This is a genomic window from Streptomyces sp. NBC_00096, assembly GCF_045041305.1.
Lineage (GTDB): Bacteria > Actinomycetota > Actinomycetes > Streptomycetales > Streptomycetaceae > Streptomyces.
In genome coordinates this window covers 2,256,506-2,273,239 of sequence record NZ_CP108221.1, presented here as the reverse complement: position 1 = coordinate 2,273,239, position 16,734 = coordinate 2,256,506, and the positions used below count along the sequence as shown (strand labels likewise).

General features: G+C 68.5%; 12 protein-coding genes and 1 pseudogene. 9 read left to right on the top strand and 4 right to left on the bottom strand.

Annotation, left to right across the window (positions count from 1 at the left end; translation table 11 throughout):
* Positions 1-115 precede the first annotated feature (115 nt).
* Complete coding sequence (gene ychF, locus OG904_RS09640) at positions 116-1,204, top strand: redox-regulated ATPase YchF (RefSeq protein WP_405489343.1); 1,089 nt, start codon at positions 116-118, stop codon at positions 1,202-1,204.
* Positions 1,205-1,325: 121 nt separating this feature from the next.
* On the opposite strand, the gene OG904_RS09635 is transcribed toward ychF, so the two are convergent.
* The gene (locus tag OG904_RS09635; protein ID WP_405489341.1) at positions 1,326-1,907 is read right to left on the bottom strand and encodes a Uma2 family endonuclease; all 582 of its coding nucleotides are present in this window, start codon (positions 1,905-1,907) and stop codon (positions 1,326-1,328) included.
* A gap of 732 nt (positions 1,908-2,639) precedes the next feature.
* Positions 2,640-2,894: pseudogene (locus OG904_RS09630) on the bottom strand (Uma2 family endonuclease); the annotation flags it as partial.
* A gap of 335 nt (positions 2,895-3,229) precedes the next feature.
* Between OG904_RS09630 and OG904_RS09625 the strand changes: the two are divergent.
* From OG904_RS09625 to OG904_RS09610, 4 genes are read left to right on the top strand one after another with little or no spacing between them, the layout of a single operon-like run.
* Positions 3,230-5,665, top strand: coding sequence for an N-6 DNA methylase (locus tag OG904_RS09625; protein WP_405489339.1), 2,436 nt, complete (start codon positions 3,230-3,232; stop codon positions 5,663-5,665).
* Positions 5,662-6,909, top strand: coding sequence for a restriction endonuclease subunit S (locus OG904_RS09620; RefSeq protein WP_405489337.1), 1,248 nt, complete (start codon positions 5,662-5,664; stop codon positions 6,907-6,909). The genes OG904_RS09625 and OG904_RS09620 overlap by 4 nt, the downstream gene beginning before the upstream one ends.
* Positions 6,906-9,998 carry a type I restriction endonuclease subunit R gene (locus OG904_RS09615; RefSeq protein ID WP_405489335.1) on the top strand — a complete coding sequence of 1,031 codons (3,093 nt, stop codon included), beginning with the start codon at positions 6,906-6,908 and terminating at the stop codon, positions 9,996-9,998. Before OG904_RS09620 ends, OG904_RS09615 begins: the two co-directional genes overlap by 4 nt.
* A complete protein-coding gene (locus OG904_RS09610) occupies positions 9,985-10,713 on the top strand; it encodes a M48 family metallopeptidase (RefSeq protein WP_405489333.1) in 729 nt (242 codons plus the stop codon). The genes OG904_RS09615 and OG904_RS09610 overlap by 14 nt, the downstream gene beginning before the upstream one ends.
* 40 nt (positions 10,714-10,753) lie before the next feature.
* Here OG904_RS09610 and OG904_RS09605 read toward each other — a convergent pair whose 3' ends face one another.
* Positions 10,754-11,758 (bottom strand): SMP-30/gluconolactonase/LRE family protein, encoded by a 1,005-nt coding sequence (locus tag OG904_RS09605; RefSeq protein WP_405489331.1) that lies wholly within the window; start codon positions 11,756-11,758, stop codon positions 10,754-10,756.
* A 77-nt stretch (positions 11,759-11,835) separates the two neighbouring features.
* Here OG904_RS09605 and OG904_RS09600 point away from each other — a divergent pair, with 77 nt between their 5' ends.
* The 4 genes from OG904_RS09600 to OG904_RS09585 all read left to right on the top strand — a co-directional run bounded on the left by OG904_RS09600 (position 11,836) and on the right by OG904_RS09585 (position 15,763).
* Positions 11,836-12,273: a MarR family winged helix-turn-helix transcriptional regulator gene (locus tag OG904_RS09600; protein WP_405489329.1), complete on the top strand. Its 438-nt coding sequence runs from the start codon at positions 11,836-11,838 to the stop codon at positions 12,271-12,273.
* 309 nt (positions 12,274-12,582) lie between these two features.
* A complete protein-coding gene (locus OG904_RS09595) occupies positions 12,583-13,707 on the top strand; it encodes an alpha/beta hydrolase (RefSeq protein WP_405497898.1) in 1,125 nt (374 codons plus the stop codon).
* A gap of 137 nt (positions 13,708-13,844) precedes the next feature.
* A complete protein-coding gene (locus OG904_RS09590) occupies positions 13,845-14,948 on the top strand; it encodes an alpha/beta hydrolase (RefSeq protein WP_405489327.1) in 1,104 nt (367 codons plus the stop codon).
* Positions 14,945-15,763, top strand: coding sequence for a trypsin-like serine peptidase (locus OG904_RS09585; RefSeq protein ID WP_405489325.1), 819 nt, complete (start codon positions 14,945-14,947; stop codon positions 15,761-15,763). The genes OG904_RS09590 and OG904_RS09585 overlap by 4 nt, the downstream gene beginning before the upstream one ends.
* A 75-nt stretch (positions 15,764-15,838) precedes the next feature.
* Here the strand turns inward: OG904_RS09585 and OG904_RS09580 are convergent, their stop codons facing one another.
* Positions 15,839-16,729 carry an EamA family transporter gene (locus tag OG904_RS09580; RefSeq protein ID WP_405489323.1) on the bottom strand — a complete coding sequence of 297 codons (891 nt, stop codon included), beginning with the start codon at positions 16,727-16,729 and terminating at the stop codon, positions 15,839-15,841.
* Positions 16,730-16,734 lie beyond the last annotated feature (5 nt).

Sequence of the window (16,734 nt, the reverse complement as noted above, 5' to 3'; positions counted from 1 at the left end):
AGCCCGTCGATCGCGTGCCCGGACACGCGTACATCCGTGCCCCCTCATCGGAAAGTAAACTGTCCGCTGGCCCACTCCGGGCCGCCGCCCCCTCCAGCTACGGGAAGTCGCCAACGTGTCGCTCACGATCGGAATCGTCGGCCTGCCGAATGTCGGCAAGTCGACCCTGTTCAACGCCCTGACCAAGAACGACGTGCTGGCGGCCAACTACCCGTTCGCCACGATCGAGCCGAACGTCGGCGTCGTCGGCGTTCCGGACGCGCGCCTCGGCGTCCTGGCCGGCATCTTCGGTTCGCAGAAGCTCCTCCCGGCGACGGTCGACTTCGTCGACATCGCGGGCATCGTGCGCGGTGCCTCGGAGGGCGAGGGCCTCGGCAACAAGTTCCTCGCGAACATCCGCGAGTCGGACGCGATCTGCCAGGTCATCCGCGCCTTCAAGGACGAGAACGTCGTCCACGTCGACGGCAAGGTCTCGCCGAAGGACGACATCGAGACGATCAACACCGAGCTGATCCTCGCGGACCTCCAGTCCATCGAGAAGGCGGTGCCGCGCCTGACGAAGGAGTCCCGCCTCCAGAAGGAGAAGGTCGCGGTCCTCGCGGCCGTGGAGAAGGCCCAGAAGATCCTGGAAGCCGGCGACACGCTCTTCTCCAAGGGCATCTCGAAGGGCACGGAGCAGGGCGACCTGCTCCACGAGCTCCACCTCCTCACGGTCAAGCCCTTCCTCTACGTCTTCAACGTGGACGAGGACGAGCTGACGGACGACGCCTTCAAGGCGGAGCAGAGCGCGCTGGTGGCCCCGGCCGAGGCCATCTTCCTGAACGCCAAGCTGGAGGCGGAGCTCATCGAGCTCGAGGACGACGAGGCGCTCGAGCTCCTCCAGTCGGTCGGCCAGGAAGAGCCCGGCATGGCCACCCTCGGCCGCGTCGGCTTCGCCACCCTGGGCCTGCAGACCTACCTGACGGCCGGCCCGAAGGAAACCCGCGCCTGGACCATCAAGAAGGGCGCCACCGCCCCCGAGGCCGCCGGCGTGATCCACACCGACTTCCAGCGCGGCTTCATCAAGGCGGAGATCATCTCCTTCGCGGACCTGGTCGAATGCGGCTCGGTCGCCGAAGCCCGCTCCAAGGGCAAGGCCCGCATGGAGGGCAAGGACTACGTCATGCAGGACGGCGACGTGGTGGAGTTCCGCTTCAACGTGTAATGGCGTCCATACTGTACGTTAATTGATTAGTCAAATGTGCAGGCCGGAAGGGTCGGGCTCCGTCGAGTCCGACCCTTTCTGTATTCCCGTGCTGACTTGGTGCTGACTTGGAATTGCGGTGTCAGCCCGACTGGCCCGGTGTCAGCTTGTCCAGATCGAGGCTGATCTCGAACGGCAGGGATCGATGGAGCGCGTGGCGGAGGATTCCCGCCGGCGCGTACGAGCCGGTCGGCTCGTCGAGCTCATAGACGTGGACGGCGGGGACGGTGTCCTCGTCTTCGATGCACCAGTAGTGCCGGATGCCGGCCTCGGCGTACTTGCGAAGCTTGACGGTCCGGTCCCGGTGGGCAGATTCCGGTGAGACGACCTCGATGACGAGTTGGACATCTTCGGGAGCGAACCAGGTGCAGTCGGGGTCGTAGGGGGCCGTGGTCACCACTAGGTCCGGTTCCGGGCGGTTCCGGGCATCGAGGCGGATGGTCATCCCCCGGCCGACCCTGAAGCCCGCTGGGGCCTGCGACCTGAGAGCCAACGTGAGGTCGGTGACGATCTCTCCGTGCCACCAGCGCTGGGGCGACATCATGAATACGAGGGCTCCGTCGATCAGCTCGGTGTGGCGCGGCGCTTCCGGGAGGCGGTCCAAGTCCTCCGCGAACCAGCCTTCCGCGCGCGGCGGGCGCATCCACTCGGGCAGTGCGGTCATGGCTTCACGGTAGCGGTCAGCAGCTCAGGCTGGGGAGCAGACGATCTCAGCCGGATGATTTTCGGCAACTTTCCATTCTCCACGACGGCCGCGTTCTGGTCTCTCGTCTACAACCGGCGTCAGGCGAGGGCGGTTGCCGAGGCCAACGCCCTCACGGAGAGGGCCCAACGCGAGCAGGCGGAACCGTACGTCATCGTCGACATCGGGCCCCGCATCCCTGGTTCGTCATTGCTTGTGCTGGTGATCGAGAACATCGGCCAGACGCTGGCCCGCAACGTGCGCATCTCGGTGAGTCCTCCGCTCCAGACCACTCTGGGTGCCGAGCGGGCCGAGACCCTCAACCGTGCTGTTGGTCGGCGCATCGCAACCCTTCCCCCCAAGCGCCGCATCCCCTTCGTCATGGATGTGGGCCATCAACTCTTCTCCTCGGAACAGCCCAAGGTGTACGAATTCCAGGTTGACGCGGACGGCCCCTTCGGCCGTGTGGGCACGCTGACCTACACAGTGGATCTTGAGGCCTTGAGGGATAGCGCCCTTGAGACCGACTCTGTGGAGTGGAGTGACATGCAGGCCAGCAGGGTCGGGCTCCGTCGAGTCCGGCCCTTTCTGTATTCCCGTGCTGACTTGGTGCCGACTTGGAATCGCGGTGTCAGGCCGACTGGCCCGGTGCCGGATTGTCCAGATCGAGGCCGATCTCGAACGGCACGGATCGCTGGAGCGCGTGGCGGAGGATTCCGGGCGGTTCCGGGCATCGAGGCGGATGGTCATCTCCCGGCCGACCCTGAAGCCCGCCGGGGCCTGCGCCCTGAGAGCCAACGTGAGGTCGGTGACGATCTCTCCGTGCCACCAGCGCCGGGGCGACAGCATGAAGGCGAGGGCTCCGTCGATCAGCTCGGTGTGGCGGGGTGCCTCGGGGAGGCGGTCGAGGTCCTCCGCGAACCAGCCTTCCGCGCGCGGCGGGCGCATCCAGTCGGGCAGTGCGGTCAAGAGCCGACCCTAGCGATCGCAGCCCTCATGAGGGGGCCTTGCGCCCTCGATCCGTACCCGGCGCGACCTGCCGGAGGAACTGGGTGACGAGTGGACGCCGCCGCCGGGCCGCCGGGAGCAGCCGGAGCGCGCGGCGGTGTTGCCGGGGCTCAGCGGGGTTCCCGTACGGGGCGGCTCAGCAGCTCTCTCGACTACGCTTCCGGCGTGGACTCGGCTGCCGCTTGAGTGGTACTCGCACCGGCGGCCGACAAGCGGCCGTGCGACGTGCGTCACGCCGCGGGCATCAGGGTTGGTGGCCCGCGCGTCCGCCATGACATACCAGGAAGAACAGAGCCTTGGCCCTCAAGAAGACAGACCTCTACAGCTCGCTCTGGAAGAGCTGCGACGAGTTGCGCGGCGGGATGGACGCCGGCCAGTACAAGGACTACATCCTCACGCTGCTCTTCGTGAAGTACGTCTCCGACAAGGCCAAGGCGGACCCTGACAGCCTCATCGTCGTCCCGCCGGGCGGTTCCTTCGACGACATGCTCGCCGCCAAGGGTGACAAGGAGATCGGCGACCGCTTCAACAAGATCATCTCCAGGCTCGCCGAGGCCAGCAACCTGCACAACATCATCGACCTCGCCGATTTCAGCGACGAGGAGAAGCTCGGCAAGGGCAAGGAGATGCAGGACCGACTCTCCAAGCTCGTCGCGATCTTCAACGACCTGGACTTCCGCGGTTCCCGCGCGGAGGGCGACGACCTGCTCGGCGACGCCTACGAGTACTTGATGCGCCACTTCGCCACCGAGTCCGGCAAGAGCAAGGGGCAGTTCTACACGCCCGCCGAAGTCTCGCGCGTGCTGGCCAAGGTGGTCGGCATCACCAAGGAGACCAGTCAGGACCAGACGGTCTACGACCCGACGTGCGGCTCCGGCTCGCTGCTCCTGAAGGTCGCCGCCGAGGCACCGCGCGGCATCACGATCTACGGGCAGGAGAAGGACAACGCGACCTGGGCACTGTCCAAGATGAACATGATCCTGCACGGGCACGCGGACGCCGACGTCCTCAAGGGCGACACCATCACGAGCCCGCAGTTCACCAAGGGCCAGGCGCTCGAGACCTTCGACTTCGCGGTCGCCAACCCGCCGTTCTCGGTCAAGTCCTGGAGCAATGGCCTGGAGCAGGAGTACGGCCGCTTCGAGTACGGCCGGCCGCCGGCGAAGAACGGCGACTACGCCTTCCTGCTGCACATCCTCAAGTCGCTCAACAGCACGGGCAAGGCGGCGGTCATCCTCCCGCACGGCGTGCTCTTCCGCGGCAACGCCGAGGCCGACATCCGGCGGCGCCTGCTGAAGCAGGGATTGATCAAGGGCATCATCGGCCTCCCCGCGAACCTCTTCTACGGGACCACCATCCCCGCCTGCATCATCGTGCTGGACAAGGAGAACGCCGTCGGCCGCACCGGCGTCTTCATGGTCGACGCGTCCAAGGGCTTCAGCAAGGACGGGAACAAGAACCGCCTCCGCAGCCAGGACCTCCACAAGATCGTCGACGTCTTCACGCGGCAGACCCCGGTCGAGCGCTACTCGCGCATGGTCGGGCTGGCGGAGATCGCCGACCCGAAGAACGACTACAACCTCAACATCTCCCGCTACATCGACTCCTCCGAAACCGAGGACGTCCAGGACCTCCACGCCCACCTGCACGGAGGCATCCCCGACCGCGACCTCGACGCACTCGGCGGATACTGGGACGCCTTCCCGCAACTGCGCGGCCGGCTGTTCCAGCCGAACCGCCCCGGCTACAGCGACCTGACCATCGAAGTCGGCCGGGTCCAGCAGGCGATCCTCGACTCGGCCGCGTTCCAGAGGTTCACCGACGGGGCCCAGGAGCTCACCCTCAAGTGGTTCGGCGCCCACCGCGAGCGGCTCGAAGGGATCGACGCCGACACCAAGCCGAACGAACTCGTCGCCACCATCGGCGACGACCTGCTCGCCCGCTTCAGGTCGGTGCCGCTGCTGGACGAGTACGGCGTCTACGAGCAGCTCATGACGTACTGGCACGAGGTCATGCACGACGACGTCTTCATGATCATGAATGACGGCTGGCTGGACGCCGCCAAGCCGAGGCTGATCACGGCGAACAAGGACCGCAAGCTCGCGGAGACGCCCGACCTGGTGGTGGGCTCGGGACGCGGCGCCAACAAGTACAAGATGGACCTCATCCCGCCGGCCCTCATCGCGGCCCGCTACTTCGCGAAGGAGCGGGCCGAGCTCGACGGGCTCGTGGCGGCGGCGGAGGACAGCAGCCGCCTGGTCGAGGAGTACGTCGAGGAGCACGCCGTCGAGGGCGGGCTCCTGGCGGACGCCATGGCAGAGGACAAGATCAGCAAGGCCCTCGCCTCGGACCGCCTGAAGAAGGCGCGGTACGAAAGGGCGGATGCCGACGAGGTGGAGGCCCTGGCCCACCTCATCAAGCTGTACAACGCGGAAGCGGTGGCCAAGAAGGCCGTCAAGGAGGCGGAGGAGGCACTCCACCTCGCCACGCTGAAGAAGTACGGCGACCTCACGGAGGGCGACGTACGCGAAGTCGTACTGGACGACAAGTGGCGGGCGACGGTGGCGCGCCGGGTGTCGGCCGAGGTGGAGGCCCTGACCCTCGCACTGGTCTCGCGCATCCACCTGCTGGGTGAGCGCTACGTCGAGACGGTGGGCGTGCTGGATGCGCAGCTGGACACCTTCGAGGCGAGGGTCAACGAGCACCTCGCGGCGCTGGGGGTGCGGGCATGACGCCTCCGGTGGCGCCGTGGCCCAGGAAGACCCTGGCGGAGCTCGGAGCCCGGGTCACCAGTGGTTCGCGGGGCTGGGCATCGCATTACGCCGATCACGGAAGTCTGTTCGTCCGCATCACGAACCTCAACCGGGACGACATTCACCTCGATCTCACGAAATCGCGGTTCGTGGACGTGGATCCGGACAACGCCGAGGCCGTACGGACACGTCTCGTGGCCGGCGACCTCCTCGTCTCCATCACGGCCGACATCGGCATCATCGGGCACGTGGACGAAAGCGTTCCGACGCCCGCCTACATCAATCAGCACATCGCACGCGTACGTCTGGATCCGCGCGCGGCCGACAGCCGATTCGTCGCCTACTACCTCTCGAGCTGGGAGCCCCAGCGCCGGTTCGTCGGTGCCACCGACACCGGCGCCAAGGCGGGCATGAACCTGTCCGCCGTGGCCGCACTGACCACGGTGGTGCCGTCTTTGCCCGAACAGACGCGGATCGCCGACGCCCTTTCGGACGCGGACGGGTGCATCGCGGCCCTCGAGCGCTTGATCGCCAAGAAGCAGGCGGTCCGGCAGGGGCTCATGCAGCAGCTCCTCACGGGCAGGATGCGCCTTCCCGGATTCACCGAGCCGTGGGCCGAGGTGACGCTGGGAGAGCTCGGAACCTTCCTGAAGGGGCGCGGCGTCAGGCGCGACGACGTACGGCCTTCTGGAGTTCCCTGCATCCGGTACGGCGAGCTGTACACGGAATTCACCAACTACACGGCAGTGACCCGTTCGTTCGTCAGCCGTGACGTCGCCGCCACTGCCCTGCCGATCCTCCCGGGTGACCTCCTCTTCGCCGGCTCCGGAGAGACGCGCGATGAGATCGGCATGTGCGTCGCCTACGTGGGCGAACAGGAAGCCGTCGCCGGTGGCGACATCCTGGTCCTCCGCGGCACCGACTTCAATCCGGTCTACCTGGCCACCCTCGCGAATTCCTCGGCCCTCGCCCAGCAGAAGGCGCGGGCGGGACAGGGCGATGCCGTCGTCCACATCAGCGCTCGCGCGCTCGCGGCGGTCACCGCCGAGATCCCGGGGCGCGGCGAACAGGACGCGGTGGCCGCGGTGCTGATCGACGCCGACCGCGAGCTCAGCCTCCTCCACAGGAGGCTCGGGAAGGCGCGGGAACAGAAGACCGGCATGATGCAGGAGCTCCTCACCGGACGGACGCGCCTGCCTGTTCAGGGGGAGGACGATGAATGAGCAACGTCGGGCAAGTCGAGCGCGAGGCACAGAACCGGGTCGTGCGGCTGTTCGCGGAGCAGCTGCGGTACCGCTACCTCGGTAGCTGGGAGCGCCGTCCGGGCAACTCGAACATCGTGGCCGAACTGCTGGAGCGCAATCTGCTCGCCCGCGGCTACGGCAGCGCCGTCGTCGGCAAAGCACTCGACCAGCTGGGCAAGGCCGCCGCGCTCGGCGGCGGGCGGAACCTGTACGAGGCGAACCGCGAAGTCTACGAGCTCCTGCGCTACGGGGTGAAGGTCAAGCCGGGAGCCGGTGAGCAGTACGAGACGGTCTGGCTCATCGACTGGGCCGACCCCCAGGCGAACGACTTCGTCGTCGTCGAGGAGGTGACGATCGTCGGGCAGCAGACGAAGCGGCCCGACATCGTGCTCTACGTCAACGGCCTGGCCCTGGTGACCCTGGAACTCAAGCGCTCCCGGGTGGCCGTCAGCGAGGGCATCCGGCAGACCATCGGCAATCAGAAGCCCGAGTTCATCCGGTCGTTCTTCTCCACGGTCCAGCTCGTCCTGGCCGGCAATGACGTGGAGGGCCTGCGCTACGGCGTCATCGACACGCCCGAGAAGTACTGGCTGGAGTGGAAGGAGCCCTCCGGTGTGGAGGAGCCGCTGGACCGGGCGCTGCTCCAGATGTGCGGCAAGGAACGGCTGCTCGAGCTGATCCACGATTTCACCGTCTTCGACGCCGGTGTCCGCAAGGCGTGCCGTCACAACCAGTACTTCGGGGTCAAGGCCGCACAGGAACACATCGGCCGGCGTGAGGGCGGCATCATCTGGCACACCCAGGGGTCGGGCAAGTCGCTCACGATGGTGTGGCTGGCCAAGTGGATCCGGGAGCACCAGGAGGACGCGAGGGTCCTGCTGATCACCGATCGCACCGAGCTGGACGATCAGATCGAGAAGGTCTTCAACGGCGTCAACGAGCAGATCCACCGCACCAGCAGTGCCGCGGACCTCCTGGACACCCTGAACAAGTCCACCGAGTGGCTCATGTGCTCCCTCGTGCACAAGTTCCGCGGCCCGGCGGACGAGGAGGACGACGCCGGGGCGGGCAGCGAGTTCGTCAGGGACCTCAACGCCAGGATCCCGAAGGACTTCAGGGTCAAGGGCAACCTCTTCGTCTTCGTCGACGAAGCCCACCGCACCCAGTCCGGCAAGATGCACGAGGCGATGAAGGAACTGCTGCCGGGCGCCATGTTCATCGGCTTCACGGGGACGCCGCTGCTCAAGGCGGACAAGGCCACCAGCACGGCGACCTTCGGGTCGTTCATCCACACGTACAGGTTCGACGAGGCCGTCGAGGACGGTGTCGTACTCGATCTGCGCTACGAGGCCCGCACCATCGACCAGCACCTGACATCGCCGGCGCAGGTGGACAAGTGGTTCGAGGCCAAGACCAGGGGCATGACCGACCTGTCCAGGGCGGAGCTGAAGAAGCGCTGGGGCACGATGCAGAAGGTCGTCTCCTCCGAGCCCCGGGCGAAGCAGATCGTGCAGGACATCCTGCTCGACATGGAGACCAAGCCCCGGCTGATGGACGGGCGCGGCAACGCCATGCTCGTGGGGGCGGACATCTACCAGGCGTGCAAGTTCTACGAGCTGTTCTCCCACGCGGGCTTCCGGGGGAAGTGCGCCATCGTCACCAGCTACGCCCCGAGGCCCGGTGCCGTCTCCAAGGAGGACTCCGGCGCGGGCCAGACGGAGAAGCTCCGCCAGTACGAGATCTACCGGAGGATGCTCGCCGACCACTTCGGCGAACCCGAGGACGTCGCCATGGCCAAGGTCGAGCAGTTCGAGAAGGAGGTCAGGAGGCAGTTCCTCGAGGAGCCCGGCCGCATGCGCCTGCTCATCGTGGTCGACAAGCTCCTGACCGGGTTCGACGCCCCGAGCGCCACGTACCTGTACATCGACAAGAAGATGCGTGACCACGGCCTGTTCCAGGCCATCTGCCGGGTCAACCGTCTCGACGGGGACGACAAGGAATTCGGCTGCATCGTCGACTACCGGGACCTGTTCCACTCCCTCCGGGACGCCATCACGGACTACACCTCCGGCGCCCTCGAGGCGTACGAGCCGGAGGACGTCGGGGGCCTGCTGACCGACCGGATCGCACGGGCCCGGGAGGACCTCGACGATGCGCTGGAGCGGATCCGTGCGCTCTGCGAGGTGGTGGCACCACCCCGGGACACGCTCCAGTACCAGCAGTACTTCTGCACGGACGATCCCGGTAGCGCCGAACAGCTCAAGGCCAATGAGCCCAAGCGCGTCGAGCTCTACAAGGCCGTGGCCGCGGTCACGCGGGCCTTCGCCAACCTGGCCAACGACATGGAGGCCGCCGGGTACACCAGCCGGGAGACCGAGGACATCCGGGCCGAGATCCGGCACTACGCGGACGTCCGCGACGAGGTGAAGCTCGGGGCCGGCGAGGACGTCGACTTCAAGCAGTACGAGGCCGGCATGCGCTTCCTGCTCGACACCTACATCCAGGCGGACCCGTCCGAGACCGTGTCCGACTTCGAGGAGACCGGGCTCATCCAGCTCATCGTCGAACTGGGCGCCGGAGCCGTCGACAAGCTGCCGAAGGGCATCAGGAACAGCCCTCAGGCCGTCGCCGAGACAATCACCAACAACATGCGGAAGCTGATCGTCGAAGAGCGCGCGACGAACCCCAAGTACTTCGACAGGATGTCGGAACTGCTCGACGCCATAATCGAGGAACGGCGCCGGGGAGCGATCGAGTACCAGGACTACCTCGCCAGACTGCTGGAGACCGCCGCGCAGCTCGGCAGCGGGGATTCGGACAGCGGCCACACGTACCCCGCCTGGGCCGGCAACGGGACGCAGCGGGCGCTGGTCGACTTCTTCCTCCCCGATGAGCACCTGGCCGCCACGGTCGACACGGCGGTGCTCCACTCCAAGCCGTACGCGTGGGTGGGGAACCCGTTGCGGGAGCGGAAGGTCCGCAACGCCGTCAAGCGGGCGCTTCCCGACGCTTTCGACCGGCTCGACGAGCTCCTCGAACTGGTGAAAGCTCGGCATGAGTACCACTAGCGTCCATCTCACCGTCCGCGGCATCGATGTCCACGTGGTCTACAAGGACATCAAGAACCTGCACATCGGCGTCTACCCGCCCGCGGGGCGGGTCAGGGTGGCCGCGCCCCGGCAGCTGGATGACGATCAGGTTCGCCTGGCCGTCATCCAGCGGTTGCCGTGGATCAAACGCCAGCAGGAGCAACTGCGCTCGGCCGAGCGGCAGTCCGTGCGCGAGATGGTCGGAGGCGAGTCCCACCACGTCTGGGGCGTGCGACGCCGTCTGAAGGTCATCGAGCGGCCGGGGCGCCCGCACGTCGAGATCGGGGGTGACCGACTGCTGCTGTACGTGGCGCCCGGCACCGGTGACGAGCGACGCAGTGATCTCCTCGACCAGTGGTACCGCGAGCAGCTCCGCCAGGCGATTCCCGCGCTCATCGAGCGCTGGGAGGCGAAGCTGGAGGTGTCGGTGCCGTGGTGGGGCATCCGCCGGATGAAGACCAAGTGGGGCTCCTGCAACCGGGAGAGCCGCCGTCTGTGGTTCAACTCCGAACTGGCCAAGAAGCATCCCCAGTGCCTTGAGTACGTCGTCGTGCACGAGATGCTCCACTACCTCGAACGAGGGCACGGCCCGCGCTTCGCCGAGCTGATGGACCGCTTCATGCCCGACTGGCGCAGTCGCCGCGACGGACTCAACGCCGCGCCGCTCGCCGCGGAGGAGTGGGCGGGGCATTGAGCTCCGTGTCCCGTGGCGGACCAGGGATCCGCCGGCGGACTCAGAGTCCGCGGACCGAGGCGACCGTGAACGCGGTCGGGGCGCCGGTGGAGGGCATCGGTCCGCCGTCCTTGTCGAACTGGGACCGGACCACCAGGGTGCGGCCCGGGACCCGGGCCAGCGTGGTCGGGATCTGCAGCGAGGGGTCCGTGACGGTGCGGACCAGCCGGGCCCGGGTGCCGTCCGCCGAGAGCTGCCAGCGGCTCAGGGTGTTCCGCGTGTTCTGGGCCGCGCGCAGGACACCGCCGGGGGCGAGGTCGAGGCCGTCGGCGGTCTTCAGGTCGCCGCCGGTGAGGGCGACCCGGGAGACCGCGCCGGAGCGCGGGTCGATGCGGTACAGATCGCCCGCCGTCATGTCCACGGTGAGCAGGAAGCGGCCGGCCGGGTCCGCCGTGATGCCGTTCAGGTTGAAGCTGCCCGCCGGGGACGGGGTGAGCCGCCCGCTCAGGTCGTACGCGGGCAGCAGCGGGCCGGAGCCGGCGGCGAGCTGGTCCGGGGTCACCCGGTAGACCACCGCGCGGACGCTGTCGGTGAGGTACGCGGTGCCGTCCGGGGTGACGGCCAGGTCGTTGAGGAAGCGCGGCTCGCTCCCGGGGATCTCGAAGTGGGCCGTACGGGCCCCCGAGCGGGTGTCGTAGACCGATACGCCCGAGGTGGAGTCGGTCACCCAGAGCCTGCCGTGCGCGTCGACCCGCAGTCCGTTCGCGGTGTGGCGGCCGTCGGTGCCGGAGGGCAGGAAGACCTCCGCCGTACGCCCGCCGGGGCGGGCCCGGTAGACGGTGCCGTCCGTGTAGGAGCCGACGTAGACCGTGCCGGTGCGGGGGTCGGCGGCTATGCCCTCGGGGAAGACCTTCGCGCCGGGGAGGGTGAAGGCCGTGGAGATCCGTGTACGCGAACCCTCGCCGCCGGGGCCCTGGCCGCTCGCGGCGGTGGCGGCGGGGGCCGCCGCGAGGGTGAGGGCGGTGGTCAGGGTGAGCAGGGCGGCGGGCAGGAACTTCTTCGTCATCGGACGTCCTCTTCTCTCTCGATGAGCACGAATGTAAGTTAGAGCTCTAATGCATGCAAGGGCTTTATGATGCGTGAATGACTTCCATGCCCGCCGAGGAGCGCATCGGCTCCCACATCAAGCGCGCCGAGCAGGCGCTCCTCGGGGCCAAGAACACGGCGGTGCGGCCGGCCGCAGTAACGGTTCCGCAGTACGCCGCACTGCTCTGGCTCTCCGAGAAGCCCGGGATCTCCGCCGCCGCGCTCGCGCGCCTGTGCGGGGTGACGCCCCCGACCATGAACACGGTGCTGAAGAACCTCCAGGAGCGCGGCCTCATCGAGCGGACCCCGCACGAGCTGCACCGCAACGTCCTGGAGACCCGGCTCACGGACGAGGGCCGCTCCGTGATGGAGGTGGCCGACGCGGGGGCCGTGGCGGTGGAGCGGGCGCTGGCCGCCGCGTTCACCGGGGAGGAGCGGGAGTTGCTCATCGGGCTGCTCGGGCGGTGCGCGGGGGCGCTCGACGCCCTGAGGTGAATTCCGGCGCCGTGGTTCCGGAAAGCTGAATTCGGATCAGGTTTTTTGCGCTGTTTTGGAACTGTCCGAGGGATTCATGCATCAGGACTAGGGGGGCACCCCCGTCCCTTCTGTCCCACCGGGGGGCAGTCATGACCGTTCGGAGCGAAGTTCGTGCACCAGGACCCGCAGCGCCCGCGGCCCGATGACCAGCCGCACCAGCAGTACCAGCCGTACACGCCGGACGGGCAGTACCAGCCGGGCGGGCACTACGAGCCGGGTGGCCAGTACGAGCCGTACCGCCCGGATCGGCCGGATCGGCCCGGGGTCCTGCCCGCGCAGGAGCAGGAGGCGTACGTCCCCCCGCACATACCCGGGCGCCCCGGGCGCTCCCGTCGCGTGCTGTGGATCAGCGCGGCCCTCGCCTTCGTGCTCCTCCTCGGCGGCGGTGGCTTCGCCGCCTGGAAGCTGGACTGGTTCTCCGGCAACGGTTCCGCGGTGAGCTTCGGCAAGACCCCGCCGCCCGCCGCCACGGAGAGCGGGGAGAAGACCCCGGGCCAGGGACCGGCGAGCCCGCCCGCGTCGACCGGCGACCCCGACGTGCAGCCGGAGACCGGCCCGCGCGCGGAGTTCAAGCAGACCACCAAGCTCGACGACGGCACGATCATCGCCAAGACCCGCCTCAAGGGCGCCAAGTCCGGCTTCGAGGGTGACGTCTGGGTGTGGACGCCGAAGGAGTACGGCGACCCGAAGTACGCCAAGAGCGGCTTCCCGGTCCTCATCGCGCTCCCCGGCGGCAACGGCTACCCGGCCAACTACTGGTCCGACCGCAGCCTCGGCCTCCAGAAGGCCATCAGCGAGGGAGTCCAGGCCGGCACCAGCCTGCCGTTCGTCGTGATCATGCCGGTGCTCAACCCGGACGCCAAGTACTACTACGACGGCTCCGACATCCCCGGACAGCCCAAGATGGGTACGTGGATCGCCGAGGACATCCCGGACTTCACCCGCGCCAACTTCCGTACGTACAAATCGCGCGACGGCTGGGCCTTCATGGGCTCATCCTCCGGTGCCTTCGTCGGCATGAAGCAGGTCCTCCAGCACCCGGACAGGTTCAAGGCCGTGATCGCCAGCGGCGGCGAGATCGTTCCCGACTCCCCGCTCTGGAAGGGACACCAGGCGGAGATGGACGCGAACAACCCCGAGAACCTCGCGCAGAAGCTGATCGACGGCAACGGCCCCGAGGTCTACATCAACTTCCAGATCGGGACCAAGGAGAGCGGCAAGCAGCGCATGACGCAGTTCCAGCAGAAGTACGCCAGGGGCCCGGTCAAGATCACCATCCGGGACATCCAGAACGGCGAGCACAACGGCTGGCACTACGTGCGCGGAATGAAGGAGGGCTCGCTGGAGTGGATCAGCAAGGTGCTGAAGGGTCCGAAGCCCGAAGCGGGCTGAGCGACGTGGCCCGCGCCACGTCCACCCGTCCCAGGCAACCCATCCGGTCGTTCATACCTCTGTTATGGATGTAGGGGGGACCAGTCGGTCCGGCCCGCGCCCCTGCGGGAGCGCCGGAGAAGGAACGGGAACATTCCGTGCACCAAGACCAGCAGGACGGCCGCCGTCCCAAGCGCCGTCTGCGCCTGATCCTGATCAGCGGCGGGCTCGCCCTGACCATGGCCGCGGGCGGTACGGCCGCCTACCGGTACGGCCTCTTCTCGGACATGGGCGATCCCATCTCCTTCGGGGAGAAGACCCGGACGGCCGTATCCGCCGCCCACGAAGTCCGGCCCGGCGTGCTCATGCCCACCGGCCCGAAGGCCGCGTTCGTCCGCACCTCCCGGCTGCCGGACGGAACCCAGATCGCCAAGACCACCCTGACGGGCAGGAAGTCCGGATTCACGGGCGACGTGTGGGTGTGGGTGCCGAAGGAGTACGACGACCCGGCCTACGCCGACAGCGCCTTCCCCGTCCTGATCTCCCTGCCCGGCGGCCGCGGCTACCCCACGAACTACTGGGGGACCGGCCCCGGCCTCGGCCTCCAGAAGGCCGTGAGCGACGGGGCGAAGGCCGGTACGAGCCTGCCCTTCATCCTGGTCATGCCGGTGCACAACGCCGACACCAAGCACCATTTCGATGCCTCGGACATCCCCGGAGAGCCCAAGATGGGCACCTGGATGGTCGAAGACATCCCGGATTTCACCAAGGCCAATTTCCGGACGTTCACCTCCCGGGACGGCTGGGCCTTCATGGGATCCTCGGCGGGAGGATTCGGAGCCTTCAAGCACGTGCTGAAGTACCCCGAACGCTTCAAGGCGGCCATCGCGAGCGGGGTCGACATCGTCCCCGATTCCCCGCTGTGGAAGGGGAACACGCAGGCCATGGACGAGAACAACCCGGAGAAGCTGGCCGCGAAGCTGATCGAGGCGGGCGGCCCGGACGTCTACATCAACTTCCAGATCGGCACCGAGGAGAGCGGCCGGGAGAAGGCCGAGAAGTTCATGCAGGAGTACGGGAAGGGCCCCGTGCACACCCGTCTGCAGGTGATCCAGGATGGTGAGCACAACGGCAAGTCGTACGTACGCGGGATGCGGGAGGGCGTACTGGAGTGGATCAGCAAGGTGATGTCCGCGCCGACCCCCGCCCCGAAACCGCGGCCGACCGGGAGCGGCAGCGCCGGCGCCGCCGCCTCCCGGTGACCGGGGCCAAGGGCATCGTCTCAGCCGCCGTCGCCGGGGTCGCGGCCCTGCTCGCGCTGGTGTTCGTGAAGGCCTCCGGCGGCTACGAGGACGTCGGCGCGATCCCCTTCCCCACCGTCGGCGTGCTCATGGCCAACGGTGAGCACTGGTGCACGGCCAGCGTCGTCGACAGCCCGCAGGGCAACGTGGTGGCCACCGCCGCGCACTGCGTGGCCCCCGCGGGCGAGGCCGGGCAGCCCGGCGAGGTCGCGCACGACGGGCTGGCCATCGGCGAGCTCGCCTTCGCCCCCGCCTTCTCCGGGGAGGGCTCCGGGAAGCAGCCCCTGGGGGTGTGGAAGGTGCGCTCCATCCAGGTCGACGACCGCTGGACGAAGTGGGGCGACGACACCGCCGACTTCGCCTTCCTCAGCGTCGACCCGGACAAGGACGGGCGCAGCCTGCAGGACGTCGTCGGACACGGTGAGGCCCCGAAGCCCGCCTGGACCTCCGGCTACGACCGGGAGGTGACCGTCGTCGGCTATCCGGAATCGCAGCACAACCCCCAGAACAAGCCCGTCGCCTGTACGACGCAGAGCCGCCACGACGAGGACGACCCGGCCATGCTCTACATCAAGTGCTCCGGCTTCTGGACGGGGACCAGCGGCAGCCCGTGGATCGCCGACCGGGGCGGGCCGGGGCGGCCGGGGCAGCTGATCGGGGTGCTGAGCGGCGGGGACACGGACGTGGACTCGACGGCCGCCCTCTTCGACGACCGGGCGAAGGCGCTGTACCAGCGGGCCGTCAAGGCGAGGGCGAAGGCGGCGGGGAAGGCCTGAGGGCCGGGGGCCCGGGGCCGGGGGCTCACGGCTCACGGCTCACGGCCGACGGCCGCGGGCGGGCCCGGCGCCGGGTCAGCCGCGGCGCTCGGTGCGTACGATCACGCAGACCGCCGCCACCACGATCGCGCCGCCGAGCAGGATCGGCCAGGTCAGGGCCTCGTCGAGGATCAGCCAGCCGAGGGCGACGGCCACGACGGGATTCACGTAGGCGTACGTGGCCACCAGCGAGAGCGGGGCTGCCCGCAGCAGCCACACGTACGCGGTGAAACCGACGAGCGAGCCGAACAGCACGAGGTAGCCCAGGGCCAGCCAGGAGGCGGTGGAGTACGAGGCGGGGTCCAGGCCGTGCTGCTCGCCGCGGCACAGCCCGACGGCGATCCCGCCGGCCCCGCCCGCGAGCATCTGGTACGCGCTGCCGGTGAAGGGGTCCGCGGGCAGGGTCAGCTTCGCGGCCGAGAAGGAGCCGAGCGACCAGAGCACCGAGCCGGCGAGCACCAGCAGCACCCCGCCGAGCCCGATCTCGCCGCCGAAGCCCGGGCTGGTCAGGACGGCGAGCCCGCCCAGGCCCAGCAGCACCCCGGCCAGGGTGCGGGGCGGGGGGCGGTCGCCGGAGGCGGCGCGCAGGACGACCAGCCACATCGGTACGGCGGCCACCAGGAGGGCGGCGAGGCCGGAGGGGACCGTGGTCTCGGCGAGCACGACGAGGCCGTTGCCGCCGAGGACCAGCAGCAGGCCGACGAGGACGGCGGAACCCACCTGGGCGCGGGTGGCCTTGAGGGCCGCCGGGCCGTGGCGCCAGGCGACGAGCCCGGCGAGGAGGGCCCCGGCGGTGATGAAGCGGGCCCCGGCGGAGAGGAACGGGGGCATGGTCCCGACGACGATCCGGATGCCGAGGTAGGTCGAACCCCAGACGACGTAGACGAGGGAGAGGGCGATCCAGACGCGGGTCGTTGAGCTCTGCATGGCGC

Bases quoted from the DNA above. Each gene is read 5' to 3' on its own strand.
- OG904_RS09635 (WP_405489341.1), bottom strand. From the start codon at position 1,907: ATGACCGCACTGCCCGAGTGGATGCGCCCGCCGCGCGCGGAAGGCTGG.
- OG904_RS09620 (WP_405489337.1), top strand. From the start codon at position 5,662: ATGACGCCTCCGGTGGCGCCGTGGCCCAGGAAGACCCTGGCGGAGCTC.
- OG904_RS09615 (WP_405489335.1), top strand. From the start codon at position 6,906: ATGAGCAACGTCGGGCAAGTCGAGCGCGAGGCACAGAACCGGGTCGTG.
- OG904_RS09610 (WP_405489333.1), top strand. From the start codon at position 9,985: ATGAGTACCACTAGCGTCCATCTCACCGTCCGCGGCATCGATGTCCAC.
- OG904_RS09605 (WP_405489331.1), bottom strand. From the start codon at position 11,758: ATGACGAAGAAGTTCCTGCCCGCCGCCCTGCTCACCCTGACCACCGCC.
- OG904_RS09600 (WP_405489329.1), top strand. From the start codon at position 11,836: ATGACTTCCATGCCCGCCGAGGAGCGCATCGGCTCCCACATCAAGCGC.
- OG904_RS09580 (WP_405489323.1), bottom strand. From the start codon at position 16,729: ATGCAGAGCTCAACGACCCGCGTCTGGATCGCCCTCTCCCTCGTCTAC.